This is a genomic window from Candidatus Accumulibacter sp. ACC003 (assembly GCF_907163085.1).
Lineage (GTDB): Bacteria > Pseudomonadota > Gammaproteobacteria > Burkholderiales > Rhodocyclaceae > Accumulibacter.
Genome location: NZ_CAJQTX010000005.1, coordinates 680,437 through 701,380 on the forward strand (window position 1 = coordinate 680,437; position 20,944 = coordinate 701,380).

Here is a 20,944-nt window from a genome sequence, read left to right on the forward strand (position 1 = left end):
CAAGGCTATCTGTTGGACGCTTGGCAAGGTTTCCGTAAAATGGCGACCTATAAAAATAAGGAATATGCCGTGGCCAACGCAGCGAAAAAACCATCCTCGACCTTGTTCACCCTGAAGATCGAACTCGTCGATACGACGCCGTGCATCTGGCGCCGGATCGCGATCAGTGGGCACGCCAGCTTTGCGACGCTGCACCACGTCATTCAGGCGGCGATGGGCTGGCACGACGCGCACCTGCACGAATTTCGCGTCGGCGACCAGAGAATCGGCGTCCCGAACCTGGACTACGATGACCCCGGGCACCCCACTGCCGTCGAAACGAGAGTCCGACTCAACCGTCTGTTGGTCGCCGATACGACCTTCGCCTACCTCTATGACTTTGGCGATGGCTGGGAACATCGCATCCATGTCGAGCAAGTCCGCAACCGTGACGATCGCTACGGCGACGAGCGCGTCGCCGGGGTCGAGGGCGGCGAACGCGCGTGCCCGCCGGAGAACGCCGGCGGCGTTGGCCAGTACCAGGAGTTCCTCGAGTGCTGGGAGAGCGATCCCTACGGCGAGCCGACCGAAAAAGTGCGCACCTGGGCCGGGCTGGACTTCGATCCCACGCGTTTCGATCGGCCAGCGGCAAACGCGGCGATCGAACGTATGCTGTGGAACGGCTGGATCAAGTGAGCCGCTGACCCGTCGCGCAGCTGCCCGCTCGGGGCCAGCACGGTGGCGACGCGTCCCGACGCACGACGAAAGCGCAACGACGCCAGCGCCAGTCGTCGGACGATTCCTCGTATTCCTCGTTCAGCCCCTATCTTGTGGCGCGCGGCGTTCGGGGCGACACAATGAGCCAGCTCCGGCGGTTACCGTGAAAGTCGCCTTGGCGACCGACAAAGCTCCGTTCGGTAAACAGTCGCCGGTGATCGTGCAAGCCATGAGGGTTTCCTCACATGCTGCGCGCCTTCCGACTGGCGCGGCGGAATTGTTCGATGGGCAGGGCGCATGCGCCCGCAATTTCCCGGCGCGGTCGTCGCGAGCTTCTCGCGTCGCCACTGCCCCGCTCGGTGGCAGGCCAAGAAAAAGCCCGCACGCGGCGGGCTCTTGCGGGTCTGGGCGCTGGCGATCAGCGGTCGCCGTAGGTCCGGCGGCCGGTGTTGGCAGCACCATGAGCGCCCGCGTCGCGGTACGGCGTGCGCGGCAAACCTTCGCGTCGGGGAGCCGACGACGGCTTGTGCGAGCGATTTTCACCACCTTTCCAGGCGGGCTTGCCGGTCGGTCGCGGCTTCGCCGGGGCCGGTCGGCGCGTCGGCTCGTGCCCGACAACGACGGCGACCGGGATCAACTGCTTGGTGAAACGCTCGATCTTCTTGACGTTGAAGTGTTCGGCGTGATGAACCAGCGATATCGCCAGTCCATTGCGGCCGGCGCGGCCGGTACGACCGATACGATGCACGTAGTCTTCGGCGAACTTCGGGAGGTCGTAGTTGAAAACGTGGGTGATCGTCGGCACGTCAATGCCGCGTGCGGCGACGTCGGTGGCGACCAGGATGCGGACCTGACCACGACGCATGGCGGTGAGCGTGCGGTTGCGGGCGCCCTGATGCATGTCGCCGTGCAGCGCTGCGGCGTTCAAGCCAGCGAGGTTGAGGCGGTCGCTGACGGTATCGGCGTCACGCTTGGTGGCGGTGAATACCAGCGCCTGATCGATCGACGAGTCACGCAGCAGGTGGTCGAGAAGGCGGTTTTTGTGCGACAGGTCGTCGACAAAATGCATTCGCTGTTCGATGTTGTCGTGCCGCGTCGACGCCTCGTCGACACGAATCTGCAGGGCGTTGCGAGTCATCCGCTTGGCCATTTCGCCGACGGTGCCGTCGAGCGTCGCCGAGAAAAGCATCGTCTGGCGACTGCCCGGGGTTGCCGCGACGATCCGTTCGATGTCTTCGATGAAACCCATGTCGAGCATCCGGTCGGCTTCGTCGAGGACCAGCACCTGCAGCTGCGAGAAATCGATTTTGCCCGAGCTCATGTGGTCGATCAGGCGACCCGGCGTGGCGACCAGGATTTCCGGGTTGCGGCCGAGCAGTTCCATCTGCTTCGGGTAGGGCATGCCACCGAGGATGGCGACGGCGTGCACGTTGGGCAGCTGCCGGCCATATTTGTCGGTGGCGGCGGTGACCTGCAGAGCGAGTTCGCGGGTCGGCGTCAGGACCAGCATTCTGGGCTGTGCCGGCTGGAAGCGCTGCCGATCGTTAGAGCGGCCGCGGGCCGGACGCCGTTCCGGGCTTGCCGGGCGAGCCGGGTCGGCGGCGCGCTCCTGTGAGGCGAAGCGATGTAGCGCAGGCAGCATGAAGGCGGCCGTCTTGCCCGAGCCGGTCTGCGACGAAACCATCAAATCGCGGCCTTCGAGGGCTGCCGGAATGGCTTCTTTCTGGACGGACGTCGGGGCGCTGTAACCTGAATCGGTAAGTGCTTTAAGGATGGCTGGATGAAGGCCGATTTCTGCAAAAGTCATGGTTCTCTCTTCGTTTGGGTGCGCTACGCCCTACCGTCACGGTATGGCGCGTTGGCAAGAAAAAAATGCAACGCCAACCAACGAAAAGCTGAGAAAGACTCTGATCGATTCGCAGGAGTCAGCAGCAATCGGCACAAAAGCTTTGTGCCGGGGCGGTGCTGATTGAATCGACACCAGGGGGCAGGGGGGCTTGAGAATTAAGGCCAGGTTCGCGATGCTCGTCGCACTTCGCGATGAGTCCGCCAAGTGCAGCCGTGCATAATAGCACTATTTTGTGTCGCGATGATCTTTTCTTCGCTGAAAGTCTAATCCGCGACTCCTCTCCTGCCCCTCTGCCGGACGCTCCGGCGATGGCCGCTGGCCATCACGCTTGGCATGTGTTGCCGAGTCGACCGCGCCCAGTTGCAGCAGCCGCGGTGAAAAGACCTCGCTTACGAGCACCGACTGGGCGCCAAAACCGAAATGCGAGCGCCGCGCGCAGAGTGTGTCGGGAGGCCGTTTGGTCAGTTGCAGCGCGTCGATTGCTGGTGCAAAAAGAGCATGGCGACGATCCAGCGCCTTGAAGTGCATCGCGCCGCGGCTGAATCCGGGGTGCGCAAAAAGCAGCGCGCCGAGCGAGCGATTGCCCAGGCGCGCCAGCCAGACCAGGAGCGGCCCGCGTGGCCGCCGGGGCAGAACGGTGTGCGCGAAGACGACGATCTGGTCGTCACCGAGCAAGGCCACTTCGCGGATCCAGGCGCGCGTTCCGGGCACCATCCCCAGGGCCAGCGCTTCGTCGGCTGTCGGCATGCCGAGGCTCTGGCGCAGCACGCGCACCGTAAAGCGTCCGCGCGCCTGAATGCGGGCGGTCAGCGAACTCCGGTCACGCAGCCAGTGCCTGAAGGGCGCGTTCGCGGGCGTGCGCAGCAAGCTGCTGCGCCATCGCCGGTGGCCGCTCATTGCGGGAACGGTCCTGAGCCTATCCAGGCCTACTGCGGACGCGGCGACTTGTCGATGCCGCCAATTCGGCTGCCAGGCTGGATTCCCTTGCTGGCGAACCAGTCGAGATTCATTTCCAGGGCGTAGCGCGCGGCGTTCGCCGCACAGTGCGAGTTCTCCGTTTGCGCCTGCATGTTCTCGATGTTCAGAATGCGCCCTTCCTCGTCGAGAAACGCCACCGACAGCGGCAGATAGGTATTGCGCATCCACATGCAGTGGCGCGCCGGCTGGGCAAAGACAAAAAGCATGCCGTGGTTGGCCGGCATGCTGCGGCGATTCATCAATCCCTGCTGCCGATTGGCGTCATTGGCTGCCACCTCGGCTTCGATGCGGTGAAAACCGGCGGTCAGCTCGATCGCCGCCAGTTGCGCGCCCGCCAGCGGCGACGCCAGCAAGGCGACCAGGGTAAGCAGGAAAAAAAGAGGCCTTGGCATCAACAACTCCGGCATGGACTATGGATTGGGGACGGCGATCGAGTACGGCAAACGGTCTGGCAGCAACACGTCAGAGTGCGCCGTCCGCTATTTCTTCCGCGTGCTCTTTTTCCCGGCGGCGCCGGGGGTCTTCTTGCCGGATGCCGCCTTGCTGTCACTGGCGGCCTTGCCGGACTTCGCCTTCGCTACCGGCACCGTAACTTGCTTCGCCGTCGGCTTTGGCCTGGCTCCGGCGTCACCGAAGCTTACCGGGGCGTCGGCATTCTCGGCCGCTTTCGGTACCTTCTGTGCCGTCGCCACGGATAGTGACAAACCTGCGGCGAGCAGTCCGCACAGCAGTGGTTTTATGTTCCAGTTCATGGCAGCGTTCCCGACCCGTCCGTTTCAGCAATTCTCGCGTTCTGCAGGCGGCGGCTGGCTGGCGTCAGCCGCGATGCCCGCCAGGTCAGTGGCTGGTGCCTTCGGAGCGCGATATTTTATTCCACACGTTGTACTTGCCGACCGGTTTGCTGGCCGGGATGCGCTTCACTTCTTTCAGCGTCCGGGTGTCGATGACCACCAGCGCGCCATCCATCTCCCACAGACTGGCCAGCGCATAACGTCCGTCGCGGGTGAACTCGACATGCGCCAGCGTCTGTCCGGGCTCGGCCTCGATTCTACCGACGACTTCGAGCGTCTGCTTGTCGATGATCTGCAGCTTGTTCCTGTGCTCCTTGCTCATCATCGAGTCGGTGAAGGCGTAGCGGCTGTTTTCGTGGCTGCGCAGGAAGAAACCCGGGCCGAGGGTCTTGATTTCCTTGATCGTCTCATAGGTTTCCAGGTCGATAACGGTAACCACGCCTTCGTTCAGGTTTGGCGAGGCCATCACCGTCCGCTGGCGACCGCTCGGGTCTTGCCATTGCCAGGTAATTCCCGAGCCAAGATGGGGCATACCCGGTAGGTCGAGGTCGGCGATCTTCTTGCGACCGTCGAGAAAGATCACTTGTCCCTTGCTCGCCGAGCGTGATGCCCCGAGGATCTCGTGGTAGCTCTGGGTAAAGAAGAAATCGTCGAGGTAGTCCTTGAGCAGCGTTCGCCGTGGGTAGAACATGCCCGGCGTGAAGTGTCCTTCCTTGTACTGGTAGTCGTGTACCAGGCCTTCGGCGACGGGCTCGGCCTGCGGGTCATAACTGATCTCCCAGACTTCGGGAACGTCCTTGAGAGCGGCGACGAAACTCTTGCGCGGCGCCGCGTCATAGACTGCCGAGACCCGCGAAGTCTTGTCGCCGGCGGCATTGAGCGTCGGGATGACCTTCACCAGCGAGAGGTCGCTGGCGTCGAGCAGCACCAGGCTGTGCGGCAGGTAGTTGGCGACCATCAGCCATTTGCCGTCGCCCGAAACCGCCGCGTTGCGCGTGTTCAGGCCGGCGCGGATCTCGGCGACGACGACCAGATTGTAGATGTCGAACTTGGTGATCCAGCCGTCGCGCGAAGCGAAATAAACAAAACGCCCGTCCGGCGAGAATTTCGGTCCGCCGTGCAGCGCGTAGCGGCTGGGAAAACGGTATAGCCGCTCGAGCTTGTCGCCGTCGAGCACCGAAACGTGATGATCGCCGGTCTCGACGACGATGAACAGATTCAGCGGGTCGGCACCCTGCAGCCCGGGGCCGGGCTGTGCCGGCAGCTTCGCGGCGTCGGCGTTGAGCAGCTGCGAATTGCGGATCTGTGCTTCGCCCCAAACTGGCGCCGGGGTCACCGTGCTGTAGATCAGTTCAGCGAGTTGCGCCACTTCTGCAGCGCTCAGCTGGTCGCCGAAAGCCGGCATCTGTGTCGCCACCCGCCCTTCGCTGATGACCTTCAAAGCCTCCGGCTTGCGCAGCCGTTCGAGGTTTTCCGGCAGCAGCGCCGGGCCGACGCCGCCAAAGCGGTCTTCGCCGTGACACGCGGCGCAGTGTTCCTTGTAGAGCGCGTCGACGCGGCTTGCGCCGCTGGCTTCGGCGGCGCTGGCCAGCGCCGAGCCGCCGCCAAGAGAGAGCAGCAGGCAGCCGGCCGAAATCCCCAGCCGCCAGTTCATGACGCTCTCCGCAGGCGAATGTAGGGACTGACGGTGAGGCGTTCGCGGCCGGGCTCGACGCCGATTTCGTCGTCGTCGAGATAACAGCCGGGATCTTCGGCCCAGGCGTCGCCGGTCAACTGCTGGGCACGTACGCGCGTGTTGCCATTGCAGATATCGAAGTGCTGACAGTCGCCGCAGCGTCCGGAAACGTGCCGCGGGAATTGTTTCAGGCCGGCCATCAGCGGATCGGAAAGATCCATCCAGATTTCCGAAAACGGCCGCTGGCGAATGTTGCCGAGGCTGTAATGCCACCACATGGTGTCGGGATGGACGTTGCCGAGATTATCGATGTTGGCGACGTTGACGCCCGACGAGTTACCACCCCACTGTGCCAGGCGGGCACGGATATTGGCCGCCTTGTCGGGAAACTTCTTCTGCACCCAGTGCAGGAAGTAGACGCCATCGGCGTCGTTGTTGCCCGTCGTGAACTCCTTGTGCCGGCCCCGTTGCTGGTATTCCAAGCAGGTATCGAACAGCAGATCCATCGCCCAGCGTGTCAGCTTGTGCTGCGCGTCGTCCTTGCGGTTCTTGTTGCCGCGACCGGCATAGTTGAGGTGCGAGAAGTAAAAGCGGTCGATGCCTTCGTCTTCGACGAGTTCGAGCAGACGTGGCAGATCGTGGGCGTTGTCCTGGGTCATCGTGAAGCGCACGCCGATTTTCAGTCCGAGGTCCCGGCACAGGCGAATGCCTTTCAGCGACGCCTCGAAAGCCCCTTGCATACGCCGGAACTTGTCGTGCGTTTCGCCCATGCCGTCGAGAGAGACCCCGACGTAGTCGAAATCACAGTCAGCGATGCGATCGATGTTCGAGGCGTCGATCAGCGTACCGTTCGACGACAGTCCGACGTAGAAGCCCATTCCTTTGGCGCGCCGGGCGATGTCGAAGATATCGGGCCGCAGCAGTGGTTCGCCGCCGGAGAGAATCAGCACCGGCACACGAAAGCGCTTGAGGTCGTCCATCACCGCAAAGATCTCGTCGGTGCTCAGCTCGCCGGGGAAGTCCTTGTCGGCAGAAATCGAATAGCAGTGCTTGCACGTCAGGTTGCAACGGCGGATGAGATTCCAGATCACCACCGGTGCCGGTGGGTTCTGCTTGGGGCCCGGCTGCCTGGGCGCGGAAAGTTCCTGCATGTACTGGGAAATCCGAAACATCGTGCACTCCCCGAAGGAAATCGGCCATTAGAGAACACGCCTGGCGAGCTGGCCTTGACGTGGATCAAGCCGCACATGATACAGTGCCGGGCGACTCGCCTGGCGCCGCTGACCACGCACGGGGCCGGGCGGGCGCTCATCAACTGTTGTCGGCAGGCGATTGGCCCGTTGGCGTCGATGGCGCCTTCGTCGCCCGCTACGGCCCGTCCTTTCATGAAGGTTTTTCGAAGTTCACTGGCGCATGATGGTCACCAAGAACGGTGCGTCCTGGCAACGAGCCAATGGCCCCTGAGTTTCTTCCCGGCAACCGGCTGACGCTACTGAATAGCGGCGTCGAGTACTTCCCGGAACTGATCAAGGCGATCGACGGGGCGCAGCGTGACGTCCATCTCGAAAGCTATATTTTCGAGGATGATGCCACCGGCCGCGCCGTCGCCGACGCCCTGAGCAAGGCCGCGCGACGTGGCGTTACGGTGCGCGTCCTGGTCGACGGTTTCGGCGCGCGCGAGTTCGCCGACCGCCTGCAACCGGCGCTGGTCGCGGCGGGTGTGCAGGCCATCATCTACCGGCCCGACATTGCCAGCTTCCAGTTGCGTCGCCATCGCCTGCGGCGGCTGCATCGCAAGCTCGCGGCGATCGACGGTGAGATCGCTTTCATCGGCGGCATCAACATCATCGACGATCTCAACACCCCGCATCAGCTGCCGCCGCGCTACGACTACGCCGTGCGCGTCGAAGGCCCGCTACTGGCACCCGTTCAGCAGGCCTTGCACCGTCTGTGGGAAATCGTCCTGTGGGCCAAGCTCAACCGGCGCTACCGCGTACCGCACGGCTCGCCGACCGCAAGCGCGGCGCGCGGTGAACAAAGCGCGGCATTTCTGGTGCGCGACAACATCCGCCACCGCCGCGACATCGAGGACGCCTACCTCGAGGCGATTGACGCCGCACAGGAAGATATCGTTCTCGCCAGCGCCTACTTTCTGCCCGGGCGGCGCTTCCGCAAGGCCTTGCACGGCGCTGCGCGACGCGGCGTACGGGTGATCATCCTGCTGCAGGGGCGCGTCGAGTATCGCTTGCTGCACTACGCCACGCAGGCGCTCTACGGCCGCCTGCTTGGTGCCGGGATCCGTGTCTTCGAATATCGGCGCAGCTTCCTGCACGCCAAGGTGGCGGTCGTCGACCGCCAGTGGGCGACCGTCGGTTCGTCGAATATCGACCCGTTCAGCCTCTTGCTGGCGAGAGAGGCGAACATCGTCGTCAAGGATGCGCTGTTTGCCGAAACGCTGCGGCGGAGTCTTGATCAAGCGATGCGCGATGGCGCCCGCGAGTTGCCGATCGATAGCTGGAAGCGCTTGCCGTGGCATTCGCGCGTCTTGCGCTGGGCCAGTTACAACCTGGTGCGCGTGCTGGTCGGCATCGCCGGTTACGGCGGCAAGCGTTAGGGCGATTGCCGTCATTTCCCGGCAATTGCCTCACCGGGAAAGACGCCGCGCCGCGCCGGTACGCGCTCGATCGACCAGGCAGCGATCGCCCAGGACCAGAAATCGGTCAGCGAACCGGCGCTGATTTCCTGCGGTACCGGGTGGCCGAGAAAGTTTAGTGCCGCCGCCAGTAGCGCGCTGCCCGCGGCCGGGTCGACGGCGGCCGCCCGCGTCTGTTTGGAAAGCTTCTCGCCCGCGGCATTGATCACTACCGGCAGGTGCGCGTAAGTCGGCGTCGGCAAGCGCAGCCGCTGCTGCAGCCAGATCTGACGCGCCGTCGAGTCGAGCAGGTCGACGCCGCGGACGACTGCGGTGACCCCTTGCGCCGCGTCGTCGGCGACCACTGCCAGCTGGTAGGCATACTGCCCGTCGGCGCGCAGCAGGATGATGTCGCCGACGGCGCACTCGAGGTTCTGCGCGTGCCGCCCCTGCACCCGGTCGTCGAAGGCGAGGCACTGGTCCGGCAGGCGCAAGCGCCAGGCGCGCGCCGCGCGTCCACCGGCGAGACCGCCGCGACACGTTCCGGGATAGACCTGGCCGCCGTCTACTGATCGGCGGGGCGAAAGCTCGGCAATCTCGCGCCGCGAGCACGCGCAGGGGTAGACGTCGCCGTCGAGTTGCAGGCGGACCAGCGCCGCGTGATAGAAATCGAGGCGCCGGCTCTGCAGCACCAGCTCGCCATCCCAGGCAAAGCCGAAGCCGTCGAGCGTCCGCAGGATGTCGTCCACGGCGCCGCGCTGCGTCCGCTGCTGGTCGACGTCTTCAATGCGCAGCAGCCACTCGCCGTCGTGTGCGCGGGCGTCGAGATAGCTGCCCAGCGCTGCGACCAGCGAGCCAAAGTGCAGAGGGCCGCTCGGCGACGGCGCAAAACGGCCACGGTAGGCTCGGCGCTTACTGCCGTCATCGGGCCTGGCGGGGCTGAGCTGCGTCGCGACGCTGGCAGCGTTAGTGCTCATCGCGCTTTTCGGCGACCGATTGGCCGCGACCTGATGCGTCGCTCATCCGCTCGACCACCGTCCGCCGCGCCCGCGCTCGCCATTTCCAGCGCCGCCGCGTAAAATTCGACGGTCATTACAAGGACTCCAGTCATGAGCGATCGTTTGATCTCCCCCACCAATCAAGCGGCCATTCTCGCCGAGGCTCTGCCGTACATCAAACGTTTCCACGGCCGGACCATCGTCGTCAAGTACGGCGGCAATGCGATGATCGACGAGAACCTCAAGCAATGCTTCGCGCGCGACGTGGTGCTCCTCAAGCTGGTCGGAATGAACGTCGTGGTGGTGCACGGCGGCGGCCCACAGATCGAGAGTCTGCTCGCACGGGTAGGCAAGAAAGGTCACTTCATCCAGGGGATGCGCGTCACCGACGCCGAAACGATGGAAATCGTCGAGATGGTCCTCGGCGGCCAGGTCAATAAGGACGTCGTCAATCTGATCAACCAGGCCGGCGGCAAGGCGGTCGGTCTGACCGGCAAGGACGGCAGTTTCATTCGCGCCAAGAAGCTGCTGCTGGAGAACCAGGATCATCTCGGCGACCTGATCGACGTCGGCCAGGTTGGCGATATCACGCAGATCGATCCGTCGCTGATCGGACATCTCGAGGCGGGTGGCTTTATTCCGGTCGTCGCGCCGATCGGTGTCGGCAAGGGCGGCGAGACGTACAACATCAACGCCGATGTCGTCGCCGGCAAGATTGCCGAAATCCTCAAGGCCGAGAAACTGGTGCTGTTGACCAACACGCCGGGCGTTCTTGACCAGAGCGGCCAGTTGATCACCGGCATGACGCCGAACGAGATTGTCGATATGGTCGCCGACGGTACGCTGTCTGGCGGCATGTTGCCGAAGATCAGTTCGGCACTCGACGCCGCGCGCAATGGCGTCAAGAGCGTGCACATCGTCGATGGTCGCGTCGAGCACGCGCTGTTGCTGGAAATTCTCACCGATCACGGCGTCGGCACCATGATCAAGTCGCACTGAGATCGGGAGACCCGGCTGAGCAGCAGCGCACCGGTCTGGCTGTTCGACCTCGACAACACGCTGCACAACGCCTCGGCGCACATCTTCCCGCACATCAACGGCTCGATGGTGAGCTACATCCGTGCCTTGCTGGAGGTTGACGAGGAGCACGCCACGCGTATCCGCCAGGACTACTGGCAACGTTACGGCGCGACGCTGCTCGGGCTGATGCGCCATCACGGCACTGATCCACAGCATTTCCTGTGGCATACGCATCAGTTCCCCGACCTCAAGCGGATGCTGGTTTTCGAGCGCGGCCTGCCGGCCATGCTCAGGCGACTGCCAGGACGCAAGATCGTCTTCTCGAATGCGCCGGCGCACTACACCGAGGCGGTACTTGAACTGACCGGGATCAGGACCTGCTTCGACGCGGTCTATGCCGTCGAACGCCTCCGCTTCCAAGCCAAGCCGGCGGTCAGCGGTTTCCGCCGCGTGCTGCACAGTGAATGCCTGGACCCTCGGCGCTGCATCATGGTTGAAGACGTGCCGGCCAATCTGCGCACCGCCAAACGGCTCGGGATGAAGACCGTATGGCTCAGCGCCGCGACGCGCCAGCCGGCGTGGGTCGACGTCAGATTGGTTTCGATTCTCGATTTGCCGCGCCACCTGCCGCGCTTGTGGCGGCGACGTTCGCTGCCTTGAGGCGAGCGTGGCGATTGCTGTAAGGTCGTGGCCGCGGCCTTGGCTGCGGTCTTGTGGTCAGTGGCGTGGCCGTCGCGCTACCGTGAGCTGCCGTCGTCCTGTACACTGCGCGCGCAGCAACCTGGGCCGCTCGACATGAGAGATTCCGCTTCACTGGAACAGCAGCTTCTCGAATACAAAGCTATTCTCGATCATTCGGGAATCGCCGTGGTGTGCGCTCGTAACCGCCGCGTCTACCGCTGCAACCCGTACGCCGAGGAGCTTTTTGGCTGGCCGACGGGAGCGCTCGTCGGCCAGCCCGACACCGTCTTCTACCCTGATAGCCAGGCGTGTGACGCGCTGCGCCGACAAGCACGAGCGACGCTGAGCGTTGGCGAGATGCTGGATCTGGAAACACAGCTGGCGCGACGCGACGGCAGTACTTTTGTCGCCCATCTCGTCGCGCGGGCGATCGACCCGTCGGCACCCCGTGATGGGTCGGTGTGGATTGTTCGCGACATCACGCGAGAAGTCGCCGCGCGCGAGGCCAGCGCGCGGCTGCTGCGCGAGCAGCAACTCATTTTCCAGAACGCCGAAGCCGGTATCGTTATCCTGCGCGGACGCGTCATCCAGCGCTGTAATCGCCGTTTCGCCGAAATCATGGGCTACGCGCCAGAAGAGCTGATCGGTCAATCGACGCGCGTCTACTACCCGAGCGACGAAGCGTGGCTTGAAACCGGCCGCCGCGCCTACGCGGCAATTGCCGAAACCGGCATTTTTCATGGCGATGTAAAGTTCTATCGGCGCGACGGCAAGGTGATCTGGAGCCACATTGTCGGCAGCATGATCAACCCGGCGAAGCCCGACGAAGGCCACATCTGGCTGTACGAAGACATTACCGAGACACGCCAGGCGAGTCGGGCAATGGATGCTCTGCTGCGCGAGCAGACACTGATCTTCGACCGCGCGCCGATCGGCATCGCCTTTCTGCGCGAGCGCATCATTCAGCGCTGCAATCCGCGTTTCGAAAGGCTTTTCGGTTATCAGCCGGGGCAACTGCTTGGCCAGTCCTCGCGGGTCTGTTTTGCCACTGAAAGCGCGTGGCTCGAAGCCGGCGAGCGAGCGAACTCGGCCATTGCCGCGTCGGGGAGCTTCCTTGGCGACATCGAGTACCGCAAAGCCGACGGCACGAGCATCTGCTGCCAGGTTACCGGCAGCCTGCTCAACCCGGACAACGCGGACGAAGGCTACGTCTGGCTGTTCGAGGACATCACCGCGCGCCGGGCTGCCGAGCGGGCGCTGCGGCAAAGTCATCTCGAACTCGAACGACGCGTCGTCGAACGTACCCGCGAACTCTCGAAACAGCTGCACTTCATGCACCAACTGGTCGAGGCGATCCCGGGACCGGTTTTCTACAAGAACCGTGAAGGGCGCTATCTTGGCTGTAATCAGGCCTTCGTCGAGATGATCGGCAAGTCGCGCGAGACGGTGGTTGGCGCGACGGTCTACGACTTGGCGCCGCGCGAGCTCGCCGACCGTTACCTGGCGGCCGACGAAGAAGTGTTTCGGCATGGCCGTTCACAGGTGTACGAAACCAGGGTGCTGCGCGCCGACGGCGAGTCCCGCGACGTCGTCTTTCACAAGGCCACGTATGGGGTTCCTGGAGAAAGCGATAGCGGTCTGGTGGGTATCATGCTCGATATCACCGATCGCAAGCGGATGGAGGAGCGCCTGCAGCAAGCGGCGACGGTTTTCGACAGCAGCGCCGAGGGAATCACGATTACCTCGCCGGACGGCAGCATCATCGCTGTCAACCGCGCGTTCAGCGAGATCACGGGTTACAGCGAAGACGAAGTCGTCGGACGCAACTCGCGACTCCTGCAGTCTGGAATTCAGGGTCAAGATTTCTACCGCGAGATGTGGCGAACGCTTGCCCGCTGTGGGCGCTGGCGTGGCGAGCTCTGGAACCGGCGCAAGGACGGGCAGTCCTTTCTGGAGTCGCTGGCGATCAGCGCCGTCAAGGGTGACGATGGCCAGCTCACGCACTACGTTGGCGTCTTCTCCGACATTACCGAGTTGCGCAAGGCCCACGATCAGCTCGATCACCAGGCCCACCATGACCCGCTGACGCTGCTGCCCAACCGCCTGCTGTTGGGCGACCGCTTGCGCAAGGCGCTGCAACGCGCGCACCGCGACAAGAAGGGGCTGGCGGTCCTGTTCATCGACCTCGACCGCTTCAAGAATATCAACGATACCCTCGGTCATCACATTGGCGACCTCGTTCTCTGCGAAGTCGCGCAACGCGTCAGCCGACTGATGCGCAAAGCCGACACCGTCGGTCGGCTGGGCGGCGATGAGTTTCTGATCATCATCGAAGACGTGGTCGATCCCAGCGCCGTCTCGAACGTCGCCGACAAGATTCTCAACTCGCTGCAGAATTCACCGGTAACCGTCGAGCGAGAGTTTTTCATTGGCGCCAGCATCGGCATCAGCCTTTTTCCTGAGGATGGCGACGACGCCGAAACCTTGATGAAGAATGCCGACGTCGCCATGTACCGGGCCAAGGAGCGCGGCCGTAACGCTTATGAGTTTTTCACCAAGGAACTGACGCAGTCGTTGCTGGCGCGTCTGCAAATGGAGACCGACCTGCGACGGGCGATCGAGCGTGACGAGCTGCGCGTCTTCCTGCAACCACAGTTTTCGCTGAGCACCGGCAAAGTGGTCGGTGCCGAGGCGCTGGTGCGCTGGCAGCACACCGAGCAGGGACTGGTGATGCCTGGGGAATTCATCAAGCTGGCCGAGGAATCGGGACTGATCGTGCCGATTGGCGAATGGGTTCAGCGTACGGCCTGCTGTCAGTGGGCGGCGTGGGTCAACGCCGGCCTGCGGCCGGGGGTCCTGTCGGTCAACGTTTCCGGCGTCGAATTTGCGCGCGGCCGCATCCAGGAAACGGCCCGCAAGACGCTCGACGTGTCGCGACTGCCAGCGCAGTTTCTTGAGCTGGAGATCACCGAAAGCGCGATCATGAGTCATGCCGAGAGCAGCGTCCAGGTTCTCGACAATTTGCGGGCGATGGGGCTCAGCCTGGTGATCGACGACTTTGGCACTGGCTATTCGTCGCTCGCCTACCTGAAACGGCTGCCGCTGAACAAGTTGAAACTTGACCAGAGCTTCGTCCGTGGCTTGCCGGCGGACGTCGAAGACCAGGCGATCAGCCGAGCGGTCATTGCGCTGGCCCACAGCCTGCAGCTGACGGTCATCGCCGAAGGCGTCGAGACCGAGGCGCAGCGGCAATTCCTGGCTGACGAAGATTGCGACGAGATGCAGGGTTACCTGTGCGGCAGGCCGATGCCCCTCGACGACTACCAAAAACGTTTCCTCGAGGGCTGAGCAAAAATGGCTGAAACAAGGTCACGGTTGCCGTTTGTTGATGCGCTGAAGGCGGCAGCCTTGCAGTTGATTATCCTGCACCACCTGGCTTTTTACGGACCAATGTCCGACCACGCCTACGCCTTGACGCCTGCTCTGTTCTCCTGGCTGAGTCAGGATGCACGCAGCGCCGTGCAATTGTTTCTGGTGATTGCCGGATTCCTCGCCGCCCAGAGCCTTGCTCCCGCCGGCACGCTGCGCGCGCCGCAGCCGCTGTTGTTGTTGAAGAAGCGTTACCTGAAGCTGGTCATGCCCTACCTGGCCGCGGTCCTGATCGGTATCGTTTGTGCGGCTATCGCTCGCTCGCTGATGGTCCATGAGTCGATTCCCGGCCCGCCGACCTTGCCGCAATTCATTGCGCACGCGCTGCTGTTGCAGGGCGTTCTCGGTTACGAGGGACTGTCGGCGGGAGCCTGGTACGTGGCTATCGACTTTCAGCTGTTTGCGCTCTTGCTCGGCACGCTGTGGCTGGCACGGGGAAGCGTCGGCGGTGGCGCCCGGATCGCCGTCGTCGGCGTCGTGCTGGTGGCGACGCTGGCGCTGGCGTCCTTGTACCACTTCAATCGTCATTCGGAGTGGGACGTCTGGGCCTTGTACTTCTTCGGCGCCTACGCGCTGGGCGCGCTGACTTACTGGTCGACCAACCCGCAGCGCGCGGCCGGCTGGCTGCTGCTGATCTTCGCCGCGGTGGCCGCAGCGCTGCTGTTTGACTACCGCTCACGCATCGCTGTAGCGCTGTTTGCGGCCTTGGCGCTCGGCTTGGCGCGCCGCAACGGTTTTCTGGAGAGCTGGCCGAGGTCGCGCGTGATCGCCTATCTTGCGCAGATCTCTTATTCGGTCTTCCTGATCCACTTCCCGATCTGCCTGCTTGTCAACGGTCTCTTCGCCCGCTTCGCGTCTACCGATCCGTGGGTCAATATGGCCGGCGTAATCACCGCCTGGCTGGCTAGCCTGGCGGCCGGCGGCCTGCTCTACCGGCTCGTTGAAAGCCCGTCACAGCGGCTATTCCAGCGCCCGCGAGCGGCTGCCGGGCCTCACCCGGACGCCTTGAGCCACGCGGCTGCCGACAACGCGAAGTAGCTCAGAATGCCGTCGGCACCGGCGCGTTTGAAGGCCAGCAGGCTCTCGAGAACGCACGCTTTTTCGTCCAGCCAGCCATTCCGGGCTGCTGCTTTGAGCATCGCGTATTCGCCACTGACCTGATAGACATAGGTCGGCACCTTGAACTCGTCCTTGACGCGGCGGACGATGTCGAGGTAAGGCATCCCCGGCTTGACCATCACCATGTCGGCACCTTCGGCTAGGTCAAGTGCGACCTCGCGCAGCGCTTCGTTGCTGTTGGCCGGGTCCATCTGATAAGTGTGCTTGTTGCCTTTGCCAAGGTTGCCAGCCGAACCTACGGCGTCGCGGAAGGGGCCGTAAAAACTTGAAGCGTATTTGGCAGAGTACGCCAGGATGCGCGTATGCACCTGCTTTGCTGCGTCAAGTTCACGGCGAATGCGGCCGACCCGACCGTCCATCATGTCCGAAGGTGCGACGACATCGGCGCCCGCTTGAGCATGCACCAGCGCTTGCCGCGCGAGGACTTCGAGTGTTTCATCGTTCAGCACATAAGCCGCGCGGTCCTGGGCGTCGATCAGACCGTCTTGCCCATGGCTGGTGTAGGGATCGAGCGCGATGTCGGTAATCACGCCGAGCTCGGGAAACTCTTTCTTCAGTGCGCTGACCACGCGTGGTACCAGGCCATCGGGGTTGTAGGCCTCTTCGGCGCCCGGCGTCTTGCCGGCAGCGTCAATGACCGGAAAAAGGGCCAGAGCGGGGATGCCCAGCGTCAGAGCGTGCTCGGCGGTTTTCAGCAAGAGGTCCAGGCTTTGCCGCTCGATGCCGGGCATCGAGGCGATCGGTTCGAGGCGCTTGCTGCCGTCGAGGACGAACACCGGGTAAATCAAGTCATCGGCGGTCAGGCGCGATTCGCGCATCAGGCGGCGCGAGAATTCGTCGCGGCGCATGCGACGCATGCGCGTATCGGGGAAGCTTGCGGTGCAGTTCATGGTGTTCGCTTCGCATCAGGTAGAGACAGTTGGTAAAAATAACGATCGCTGCGGGAACTATCGGCAATCGCCTGGCCCCTAAGCTACGGATGGCCTGGCCATCCCCCGCTTCACCTCCCTGAGCGGGTGCCTTATTCCTGTAAGGCATATTGCCCCCGGCCCCCCCTTTGCCGGGGGCTTTTTTTTGGCGGTCAGTTGCCAGTGCTGCCAGAGCGGCGCGCGCTCCAGCCGATGGCGCTGCGCTTCTTCGGGCCGGCGGTCTTCGCGCTCGCTGTAGTGGTGTTCGGCGACCGCTCTTCCTTGCTGGCCAGGCCCAGCCATGCGCCGAGGACTGCTTCGGCCTCCTGAACTCCCGACTTCTTCAGACTCGAAAACAGCTGCAGGGTGCAGTTGCTGCCGATTTCCGTGAGCGCCGTTTGCACCTCGCGAACCGTCAGCGCCTGTTGCTGGCGGTTAAGTTTGTCGGCCTTGGTCAGCAGGACGTGGATCGGCTTGCCGGTCGCGGCGAACCAGCCGAGCATCTGCAGGTCGAGTTCGGTGAGGGGATGGCGACTGTCCATGATCAGGACCAGACCGCAGAGCGCTTCGCGATAGCGCAGGTACGGCGCCAGCAAACCTTCCCATTGGCTGCGGATTTCCTCTGGCGCCTTGGCGAAACCATAGCCTGGCAGGTCGACGAAGTACTTGCCTTCGTCGAGCAGGAAATAGTTCAAATGCTGGGTGCGTCCCGGGGTCTTGGAGACGAAGGCCAGCCTGGTGTGATTGGCTAGCGTGTTGATCGCCGAAGACTTGCCGGCGTTCGAGCGCCCGGCGAACGCGACTTCGCACCGTGAATCGGTCGGCAGATCGCGCAAGTCGGCGACGGTCGTGCTGAAAACGGCTTTTTGAAAGAGCGGCATCGAGGAACCCGAGAGAGGATGGGACAGGCACGTGCAGATGGCAAACTGATATAGAATATCAGGTTTGTTGCCTGCTATCTCCGGCCAAAGATAAGTCATCGTTGTCAATGGGAGTTTGGACATGATTCGTACAATGGCACTTGCGGTTCTCCTGGCCGCCAGTTTTCCCGCCCTCGCATCAGAACCGGCGAAAGCCACGGTTGACCCAGCCAAAGGCAAGGAGATTGCCGAGGGCGTTTGTGTTGGCTGCCACGGTGCCGACGGAAACAGCCCGGCAGCGCCCAATCCGATCCTTGCCGGACAATTTTCCGAGTACCTCTACAAGCAGCTCAGCAATTTCCAGTCCGTGGATGGGAAACCGCCGCTGCGTAGCAACCCGATCATGGGCGGCATGGTTGCGGCGCTGTCCGACGAGGACATGAAGAGCCTGTCGGTGTATTTCTCGCAGCAAAAAATGAAACCGTCGGTGGCCAAGGATGAGAAGCTGTTGGCTGAAGGCCAGGCGTTGTGGCGCAAGGGCGACTTCGACAAGGGTATTCCGGCGTGTGCCGGTTGCCACGGCCCGAACGGTGCCGGCCTGCCGGTGCAGTATCCACGGCTGGCTGGCCAGTACGCAGAGTACACGGTGAGTCAGTTGATGGCCTTCCGAAGCCACGAGCGGGCCAACGATTCGGAAAAAATGATGCGCGTTATCGCGGGCAAGCTGTCGGACCCTCAGATACATGCGGTCGCGGAATACGTTGCCGGTCTGCGCTAGAGGCTGCCCGGGTAAGGGAATCCGGCGGCGGGGTTCGCTGCTGGTGCTCGGCAGACCGGCCACCAGACAGCTTGGCAAGGCGCGGCAGACGTTCTAGTATGGTGAAGGTCACTTGATGACCGGAAAGGATGCTCCATGACGACACTCAGGCAAATCCTCGACAGCAAGAGCGGGCCGCTGGTAACTGTTTCGCCGGACGACGCAGTTTTCAAAGCCCTGGAAGTGATGGCCGAGCACAACGTCGGCGCGGTCTTGGTGATTGACGATGGACAGTTGCTCGGCATATTCTCGGAGCGAGATTATGCACGCAAGATGATTCTCTTCGGCAAGTCGTCGAAAGAGACTCGGGTGCGCGACATCATGAGTGACAAGGTGCTATGCGTGACGCTCGACCGGACCGTCGACGAGTGCATGGCGATCATGACTGAACGGCACTTCCGCCATTTACCGGTTCTCGGCGAGGATCGCCAAGTAGTTGGCGTCGTTTCCATCGGCGACGTGGTCAAGGAAACGATCAGCGCGCAGCAGTTCATCATCGAGCAGTTGGGAAAGTACATCAGCGGCTCGGCGATTTCTGAGCCCATTCTCCCGGACTAGTTGCGCCGCCTGCTGTGGTCAGGCTGTAATCTGAATTGACGCGGCCCTGTTTGATGCGGCCTGGCGGTCGTGGCGGCGGCATTGGGCTGCCGCCGCGGCGCATCCGACGCGTTGACATCCTCGCGGTTGGCGGTGGTTTACGCTTGCTGCCGCGGGCAATTCCAGCTCGTTCAACGGCAAGCTCGCCTCGACGCCAGCGACGCCAAGTGCGACTCTCGGTGTCGGCAATGCTCATCGCTTGATACTGTCTGCGGCACAGCCCTTTTGCGTTGCCTCGGCTTGCCGGGCGACAGCGACGGCCTTTGCCGTGGCGTCGCCAAATCATATCCGCTACCGCGCTCTCGTGGACCGTCGGCGTCACGTTTCCCTGCCCACCGAGCCGCGGCTAGTCGTTGTCCCTCGAATCGATCCATGACTTATCCCACCATCCTCAGCGCTTCCATTTTCCTGCTCATCGTGTTCGGTGTCGAGCGCCTGTGCCGGCTGTGGGGAGTGCCCTCGGTAATCGTGCTGGTAGCCAGCGGTCTCCTGGCGCGGCCGATGTTGGACTCGATCGGCGTGACGCTTGGTTGGGCCGGCACGCTGGTACCCATTGTCGGCACCCTCGGCCTGGTGCTGATCGTGCTGGAAGGTGCCCTGGACATCGAACTGCGGCGCCAGCGCTTGCGGCTGATCGGCGCGACCCTCTTTCTGTCGACCGCCGGTTACGTCGTCTGCGTTCTCGCCTTCGCCGCCGTCGGCCGCCTGGTGCTCGGTCTCAGCGCCGTGCAGGCTGTCCTGTTGGCGACTTCGGTGGCAGTGATCAGCAGCGCCGTAGCGATTCCCGGCAGCAGCTTCCTGCCGCCCAAAGCGCGCGAGTTCATCATTTACGAGAGTTCAATGTCGGACATCATCGGCGTCCTCGTATTCTTTTCGCTGCTGCATTCGGACGGCAGCGTCAAGGGCGCGGTCCTGGCGCTGTTGGGCGGCGGTGTCCTGTCACTGCTGCTGTCGATGCTTTGCGCCCTGGCGCTGATGGTGCTGCTGCTGCGCGTGTCTGGGCCGATCCGCTTCGTGCCGCTGCTGGCGGGTCTGTTTGCGCTTTACGCGACTGGTGAGCTGCTGCACCTCTCACCCCTGATCATGGTCTTGTTCCTTGGCCTGCTGCTGAACAAGCCATCGTTGCTTTGTCGCTTCCGGCCGTTCCGATCGTGGATCAGCAGCGATTACGAATCGACCCTGTCCGAATTCAGGACCCTGGTGGTCGAGTTGACCTTTGTGGTCCGCGGTTTTTTCTTCGTGCTTCTGGGTTACTGGACCGACCTGTCCGACCTCGCTTCGCCAGCGGCGTGGATAGCCGCGGCGCTGGTGTTGACGGTCATCTTTGCCAGTCGCTGGGCGATGCTCCGTTTGCTGTTGGGCGCGGCGGCGGCTGCGCCCTTGACGTGGATCGCACCGCGTGGCCTGATCACCGTGCTGCTGTTTCTGCACGTCCGGGAAGCCTTTTCGCTGCCGAGCTACCTCAATGGATCGATCATGCTGGTCGTACTGGCGTCGTCGGCGCTGATTCTGATTGCCAGTTTTCAGGTTGGTCGCAGGTTGTCGGCGCATGCTCCAGGCCAGGTGCGGTCCTTGCCGTGCCCCACCGGAACGCCAGGCGAGCCGGCTACCGATGCGGCGCCTGATGAGTCGCACGAGCGACCTTGAGCGGGTCTGCGACGCGCGACGGCGGGCATCACGAAACGCCGCGCGGGCAAGCTGTCCGTCGTCAGGCTGGCAGTCGCCGGCAATCAGTGGCCTTGCGTTTTTCTCTGTGCTCGGTTCTAATTGGCGCTCCGCTTTCGTGACTTCGAGCCGATAACGATGCCGCTCTCCGACGACCTTGGTGCCTTTCAGCCTGCAGCAGTTGCGCTGCTGGTGGCCGTCGATCGCCGCTCGGTAGGGGTAGTAGGCG

18 protein-coding genes are annotated in these 20,944 nt (G+C 63.2%); 9 read left to right on the forward strand and 9 right to left on the reverse strand.

The features are described 5' to 3' along the window. Positions 1 to 69: 69 nt before the first annotated feature. On the forward strand, positions 70 to 675 hold the full coding sequence (locus QZ656_RS12920; RefSeq protein WP_291993770.1) for a plasmid pRiA4b ORF-3 family protein: 606 nt from the start codon (positions 70 to 72) through the stop codon (positions 673 to 675). Positions 676 to 1,114: 439 nt separating this feature from the next. Here QZ656_RS12920 and QZ656_RS12925 read toward each other — a convergent pair whose 3' ends face one another. The 6 genes from QZ656_RS12925 to nirJ all read right to left on the reverse strand — a co-directional run bounded on the left by QZ656_RS12925 (position 1,115) and on the right by nirJ (position 7,161). Next, positions 1,115 to 2,503 carry a DEAD/DEAH box helicase gene (locus QZ656_RS12925; RefSeq protein WP_291993771.1) on the reverse strand — a complete coding sequence of 463 codons (1,389 nt, stop codon included), beginning with the start codon at positions 2,501 to 2,503 and terminating at the stop codon, positions 1,115 to 1,117. 267 nt (positions 2,504 to 2,770) lie between these two features. Beyond that, entirely contained in the window at positions 2,771 to 3,412 is a 642-nt protein-coding gene (locus tag QZ656_RS12930; protein WP_291993772.1) for a chorismate lyase, read from the reverse strand. A 59-nt stretch (positions 3,413 to 3,471) separates the two neighbouring features. Beyond that, the gene (locus tag QZ656_RS12935) at positions 3,472 to 3,915 is read right to left on the reverse strand and encodes a DUF192 domain-containing protein (RefSeq protein ID WP_291993773.1); all 444 of its coding nucleotides are present in this window, start codon (positions 3,913 to 3,915) and stop codon (positions 3,472 to 3,474) included. 87 nt (positions 3,916 to 4,002) lie between these two features. Then, positions 4,003 to 4,275: a hypothetical protein gene (locus QZ656_RS12940; protein WP_291993774.1), complete on the reverse strand. Its 273-nt coding sequence runs from the start codon at positions 4,273 to 4,275 to the stop codon at positions 4,003 to 4,005. A gap of 85 nt (positions 4,276 to 4,360) precedes the next feature. After that, entirely contained in the window at positions 4,361 to 5,968 is a 1,608-nt protein-coding gene (locus tag QZ656_RS12945; RefSeq protein ID WP_291993775.1) for a nitrite reductase, read from the reverse strand. Then, complete coding sequence (gene nirJ / locus QZ656_RS12950) at positions 5,965 to 7,161, reverse strand: heme d1 biosynthesis radical SAM protein NirJ (RefSeq protein WP_291993776.1); 1,197 nt, start codon at positions 7,159 to 7,161, stop codon at positions 5,965 to 5,967. Before nirJ ends, QZ656_RS12945 begins: the two co-directional genes overlap by 4 nt. Before the next feature lie 281 nt (positions 7,162 to 7,442). Here nirJ and clsB point away from each other — a divergent pair, with 281 nt between their 5' ends. Further along, positions 7,443 to 8,603, forward strand: a complete 1,161-nt coding sequence (gene clsB / locus QZ656_RS12955; protein ID WP_291993777.1) for a cardiolipin synthase ClsB — start codon at positions 7,443 to 7,445, stop codon at positions 8,601 to 8,603. 11 nt (positions 8,604 to 8,614) lie between these two features. Here the strand turns inward: clsB and gluQRS are convergent, their stop codons facing one another. Beyond that, positions 8,615 to 9,598 carry a tRNA glutamyl-Q(34) synthetase GluQRS gene (gluQRS, locus tag QZ656_RS12960; RefSeq protein WP_291993778.1) on the reverse strand — a complete coding sequence of 328 codons (984 nt, stop codon included), beginning with the start codon at positions 9,596 to 9,598 and terminating at the stop codon, positions 8,615 to 8,617. 132 nt (positions 9,599 to 9,730) lie between these two features. On the opposite strand from gluQRS, the gene argB reads away from it, so the two are divergent. The 4 genes from argB to QZ656_RS12980 all read left to right on the forward strand — a co-directional run bounded on the left by argB (position 9,731) and on the right by QZ656_RS12980 (position 15,787). Continuing rightward, a complete protein-coding gene (argB, locus tag QZ656_RS12965; RefSeq protein ID WP_291993779.1) occupies positions 9,731 to 10,618 on the forward strand; it encodes an acetylglutamate kinase in 888 nt (295 codons plus the stop codon). Positions 10,619 to 10,633: 15 nt separating this feature from the next. Beyond that, complete coding sequence (locus QZ656_RS12970) at positions 10,634 to 11,299, forward strand: pyrimidine 5'-nucleotidase (RefSeq protein WP_291993851.1); 666 nt, start codon at positions 10,634 to 10,636, stop codon at positions 11,297 to 11,299. Between the two features lie 135 nt (positions 11,300 to 11,434). Then, the gene (locus tag QZ656_RS12975; protein WP_291993780.1) at positions 11,435 to 14,668 is read left to right on the forward strand and encodes a PAS domain S-box protein; all 3,234 of its coding nucleotides are present in this window, start codon (positions 11,435 to 11,437) and stop codon (positions 14,666 to 14,668) included. Between the two features lie 27 nt (positions 14,669 to 14,695). Beyond that, entirely contained in the window at positions 14,696 to 15,787 is a 1,092-nt protein-coding gene (locus QZ656_RS12980) for an acyltransferase family protein (protein ID WP_291993781.1), read from the forward strand. Here QZ656_RS12980 and hemB read toward each other — a convergent pair. Next, positions 15,742 to 16,758 carry a porphobilinogen synthase gene (hemB, locus tag QZ656_RS12985; protein WP_291993782.1) on the reverse strand — a complete coding sequence of 339 codons (1,017 nt, stop codon included), beginning with the start codon at positions 16,756 to 16,758 and terminating at the stop codon, positions 15,742 to 15,744. The two genes, QZ656_RS12980 and hemB, sit on opposite strands and share 46 nt — an antisense overlap. Before the next feature lie 191 nt (positions 16,759 to 16,949). Next, entirely contained in the window at positions 16,950 to 17,657 is a 708-nt protein-coding gene (gene yihA, locus QZ656_RS12990) for a ribosome biogenesis GTP-binding protein YihA/YsxC (protein WP_291993783.1), read from the reverse strand. Between the two features lie 121 nt (positions 17,658 to 17,778). On the opposite strand from yihA, the gene QZ656_RS12995 reads away from it, so the two are divergent. From QZ656_RS12995 to QZ656_RS13005, 3 genes are all read left to right on the forward strand, one after another. Beyond that, positions 17,779 to 18,414, forward strand: a complete 636-nt coding sequence (locus QZ656_RS12995) for a c-type cytochrome (protein WP_291993852.1) — start codon at positions 17,779 to 17,781, stop codon at positions 18,412 to 18,414. A 135-nt stretch (positions 18,415 to 18,549) separates the two neighbouring features. Beyond that, a complete protein-coding gene (locus tag QZ656_RS13000) occupies positions 18,550 to 19,011 on the forward strand; it encodes a CBS domain-containing protein (RefSeq protein WP_291993784.1) in 462 nt (153 codons plus the stop codon). A gap of 411 nt (positions 19,012 to 19,422) precedes the next feature. Then, on the forward strand, positions 19,423 to 20,697 hold the full coding sequence (locus tag QZ656_RS13005) for a cation:proton antiporter (protein WP_291993785.1): 1,275 nt from the start codon (positions 19,423 to 19,425) through the stop codon (positions 20,695 to 20,697). The last annotated feature ends 247 nt before the right edge of the window (positions 20,698 to 20,944 follow it).